We start from the raw sequence: 4,677 nt of genomic DNA on the forward strand, positions 1-4,677 counted from the left end.
GGTCGTGGCTCATGCCTTCTCCTTAACTTTGAAACGAAGGAGTGTGGCGCGTTCATTTCATCATTGCTAGATGGTTGCGTCGGACGCTTACACTAGAAACGACTCACGTCGTCATTCAACCTGCTTTGCAATTCATCAAACCAATTTCATTTACCCAAAACTTCTTTACTGCCACGTCACTTTTTCTCGGAAGCTCCAGAAGAGACATTCATCTATAAGCGCTGCGCGTAACTCTATTTATGGGGTGAAAACAGCTTGGTTGCACCAATTCTGCAAGTCCAATGATCCTTCTGCTTTTTGGGGAGGTAGCAGCACCTTATTTGGTTGTCACAAACAGTTTTAAGGCTCACCGCCCTTACTGAATGTGGGATACCTCATAAACCTTCATAAAAACGCACTCGATTGTGGTCTTTTTCCGGTTTATGTCACCCTGAGACGGGTAATTAGGCATCCTAAGTTTTTATGGTCTTTGTAGTCGGGATTGTGACTTTAGAGTCGGCTTCATACCCTGCAAGACTCTAAAACAACCGTCTAAGCCAATGTTTATCACTGTTCTGTCGTCCTCAGTCTTTAGTCTTCTAAGTTGCTGTTTTTATTAAAAAAATTCACGTCGTAAAATTGAGGTGAATACAGTCAACTGAGAAACTAAAACCGGAACAACTTTTTGCGGGCGTTGCGCCCTATGTCGATGCTAGTTTCCTAGCGTTGATTCAAATTCTGTGCTGCTGCTGATGATGATAGATAGCACTGTGGGAAGTTAATTAACTATATGCATAGCCATTTCTCACGTCTTTTACGACTTCTACTTTTCTGAAATCAAAGTCATCACACTAGAAACTCGGACGTAATACGTTTTGCATTGATGTTTGACAATCAAACATCCGCTTTGAATTGAGAACCACGACTTAATCACGGCTTAACCACTGGTTTGAAGAAGCAACCTCCCCCTTGAACTCAGAATCACGGCTTATTCACGGCATATTCACGGCTTAATCACTGGTTTGAAGAAGCAAGTTCCACTTGAACTCATAACCACGGCTTAATCACGGCGTAATCACGGCTTATTCACGTCTTAATCACTGGTTTGAAGAAGCAATTTCCCCTTGGACTCAGAACCACGACTTAATCACGACTTAACCGCTGGTTCTTCTAAATCAAGTCAAATTTAGGCAGTGAAACACGGAATAACAGGACGGTAGTCCGTGATTCAATACACATACAAACATTTCAAGCCAATAAACCGGAGCAAATTAAGAGTTCCAATGGCTTTGCGTAAACGAATCTATTAATTCGTTTTTTAAATTATTATTACTATCAAAGGAAACCTCAATGAATTTTCAAGCTGCAGCAATCGACGTTGGCTTTGGACAAACGAAGTGGGCAGTGCGCTTAGATGAAGAAATCATTACCGGCTCCTTCCCTTCGCTGGCTCCAATATCCAACAACAATACAGTAACAACTAACCTTGCCAACTTTGTACAGCGCAATACGATTAAAGTAACCGTGGACGGTGATACATTTGAAATTGGCCCCGATGTCCGCCTAGCAATGGGAAGTTCGAATAGCGGACGAGCATTATCAGAAGACTTTCCCAAAACGAAAAATTATAAAGCTCTCTTACTTGGCGCTTTGTTTTACGCAGGTATTGATCGCGTGGACATATTGACGCTGGGACTACCGGTTCACACCATGGGACTGTATGCCAATCATCTCAAAGACATCTTGGGCAAGGAAGTCGAAGTCAATGGCCGGCGTATATCAATTGGAAGAGTTGTTGTCATTCCTCAACCTGTCGGATCGCTGGCCATGTTTGGATCGATCAACGGAAGTGCCATCAATGATGGTCACACAAGGCTAGTCATTGATCCTGGCTATGTCACGACAGATTGGGTAGTTTCCTCCGGTTACAATATGATAGACGCACGGAGTGGCGGACGGGTTGGCGGTGTGTCACATGTCTTAAAGCAAATAGCAGAATTGATTAGTGACAAATATCAGGGTGGAAAACTGGATCGAATTGAGCGGATTGACGAAGCATTTGTAACAAGAAAATCATTCAACTATTTTAAGCATGTGATAAGCCAGACGGAACTGGCCGAGTACCTATCCCGATCAACACAAATTATTGAAGAAACGGTTAAAGAAATAAAAACCCGAGTCGGCGACGTGGAGGATCTACAAAGTATTTTGATTACCGGTGGCGGAGCTAAGTTTTACGAACCCATCGTCCGATCAACGTTTCCCATGAATGATATTCAGGTATTAGACAATCCCGCGTTTACCAATGCTATCGGCTTTTTACTGGTGGGAGAGAGTATGAAACGAAGAGCGGAAAAAAATGGCTAATTTGAGATTACAAATGACGATACTTGAGGAGGAGCATCCATTGCTATTTGCTTATCTTCATTCTACCGAAAACAAACACTTGAGAACAAGAATGCTAAAAACCGCTGCGGAGCAGTTTTTAACATCATTGAATTCTGAAGAAACTGTTACCGGCATTTTGGACAAGACCAAAGTGCACAGCCATTTGGAGACTAAAAGTATTCCAAATCATATGGGTAAATCACAATTAGTCCAACAAATAGATACGAATAAAACGACAGATGTCTCCCCTCCCCGTCTTAAAATTGGTATCAACGCATCAGACAATTTAGATACCACTAGCATGGAAAAATGGGGTTAATGCCCGATGATGAAAAATGAACTTCAAAGCATCTGTATTTTAATTGGCGGTGTAGTTTGCGTTATCGGAATTACATTAGCATTTTTGATCAATTCCTATTTTTTTACTTTGTTGATCGTTGGTTTATTTCCCTATATTTATCTGCTTGAAAAATCCAGGACGAAAAAAAACCCTCTTGATTAAAAGAGGGTTTTTAGATGGGTCGTTTAATTATTACGATTTTTTTCAAGCAGCATTTCTTCTATCAATTCGAATGGATTATCACTGTTTCTTTGAATACCACGAGATAGCAAACGATCAATAAAGTTACCTAACTGCTGAGTTGCTTCCAACTATACATATGCCCAGTCAGCACATTCTTTTTTGGCAAACGAATTTCAACTTTGAATCCCATTTCCATAAAGTACCTGCCCACTATGTATGTACGCTGAATATCTTCTTTTTACTACTTTCCCTAATAGCCATCAAATCCGAACTGTCCCATATTCACTCCGTCCTCACAGCATCTGGTTTGTACAAGGTAATAGCGCCGGAGAAATCAATGGCAACCGATCTACTCAGTAAAATGAGTCAACACGATCCAATCGAGAAGTGGTCTAGTATTTGTTGCTGTATGCGATAGTTGTAGCTCAAGTTCTTTGCTCTTTAATACAAAAAACCGTAGAAATTTTCAGCATAATTTTCATTGTAAGATCTGCAAAAAGAGACGGTTCGTGCCCGCTTAAATAAACAAAATTAAGTTCAAAATCCAAACACCAAATTTGCAGCTTTAGTCTGGTGACATCATGGAAAAGGGCCTAGGCAAGATCAGATCGAGTATTAAAAAAGCACGTGTTAAACGTGCTTTTTTTCTGTTTGAGTGGATTTGACAAATATTTTTCTTGGATAGGATGAAGTCGTGATCGTTACAAAATAGCGACCAATACAACGACTAGACGATACGAAGAATATTTTTTAATAAGGACACTGATATGAAAACCTCAAAAATTACGGTAATAAAGATGGCGAAACTGAGTTCCATGGCGGTAGCTCTGATATTAACTGCATGTGGAGGGGGTGAAGGCAGTTCATCTACAACGACAACTACACCACCTTTGGCAACAACATGCGCAAATGGTGGTACTAATTTCCCAACTTGTACTGCACCGACAACTGCGGCTCAGTTGCAGTTAACCGTATCTGCACCACCGTTAGCAGCAGGCTCGCAAGAATTAGCTGCGTTTAATTATTTAAATCAATTTAGACATTCGTTGGGCTTGGGATTGTTAGCGTATTCTGCACCATTGACACTGGCTAGTAAAAATCATGCGAATTATTTAGTACTAAATCAGAGCTTAACGCATACAGAAGATCCAAGTAAACCTGGATTTACGGGCGTGACTGATACTGACAGGGCGAACTTTGCTGGCTATGCGACCAATTATTTTGTGAGTGCAGGTGGTTCAGTTGCAAACACGATGCCGGGTGCAATACAAGCATTGATCAATACAGTCTACCACCGTGGTACGTTGATTCGCCAGAGCTGGACGGATCAAGGAATGACTGGATATTGTTACGGAGTGTGCGATGCTTCAAATTCAGCACTTTATTTAAATGTTGCACAGAAAACGGTGAATGGCCAGACTAACGCTTCGGATTTTGTGATGATGTACCCAATGGATAAGCAAAGTAACGTCAATTTAACAACGGCGGGCGATAACATCAATCCATTCCCTGATATCACTGGCGGTGTTGTTTATGGCAAAGTTGGATATCCTGTTTCCTTTGCTGTTGAAGCGAATCAAATGTTAGTACTAAAGGATTTTACGATGACTGAGGCGGGAACCTCAGCGCCGCTGAATGCGTATGTTTATACAGCATCTAATGATCCGAATAACCTCATTCCTAGCAACGAAGCATGGCTGACTGCCAAATCTCAGTTGAAGCCGTCCACGACATACAACATGGCGCTTCATGGATCGATTAACGGCAATGAGTTTGGATGTGCAAAC

At 41.4% G+C, this 4,677-nt stretch carries 3 protein-coding genes; all 3 read left to right on the forward strand.

Features of this window, described 5'->3' with window-relative positions; translation table 11 throughout:
* Nucleotides 1-1,329 precede the first annotated feature (1,329 nt).
* Complete coding sequence (locus tag AAKU61_RS22130) at nucleotides 1,330-2,346, forward strand: PRTRC system protein D (RefSeq protein ID WP_354335747.1); 1,017 nt, start codon at nucleotides 1,330-1,332, stop codon at nucleotides 2,344-2,346.
* Nucleotides 2,339-2,686: a hypothetical protein gene (locus AAKU61_RS22135; protein WP_354335748.1), complete on the forward strand. Its 348-nt coding sequence runs from the start codon at nucleotides 2,339-2,341 to the stop codon at nucleotides 2,684-2,686. The genes AAKU61_RS22130 and AAKU61_RS22135 overlap by 8 nt, the downstream gene beginning before the upstream one ends.
* Nucleotides 2,687-3,657: 971 nt before the next feature.
* A partial coding sequence (locus AAKU61_RS22140; protein WP_354335750.1) for a CAP domain-containing protein occupies nucleotides 3,658-4,677 on the forward strand: 1,020 nt, incomplete at its 3' end.

The sequence above is a fragment of the Undibacterium sp. GrIS 1.2 genome (assembly GCF_040544435.1).
Classification (GTDB): Bacteria; Pseudomonadota; Gammaproteobacteria; order Burkholderiales; family Burkholderiaceae_D; genus Undibacterium.

Bases quoted from the DNA above. Each gene is read 5' to 3' on its own strand.
- AAKU61_RS22130 (WP_354335747.1), top strand. From the start codon at position 1,330: ATGAATTTTCAAGCTGCAGCAATCGACGTTGGCTTTGGACAAACGAAG.
- AAKU61_RS22135 (WP_354335748.1), top strand. From the start codon at position 2,339: ATGGCTAATTTGAGATTACAAATGACGATACTTGAGGAGGAGCATCCA.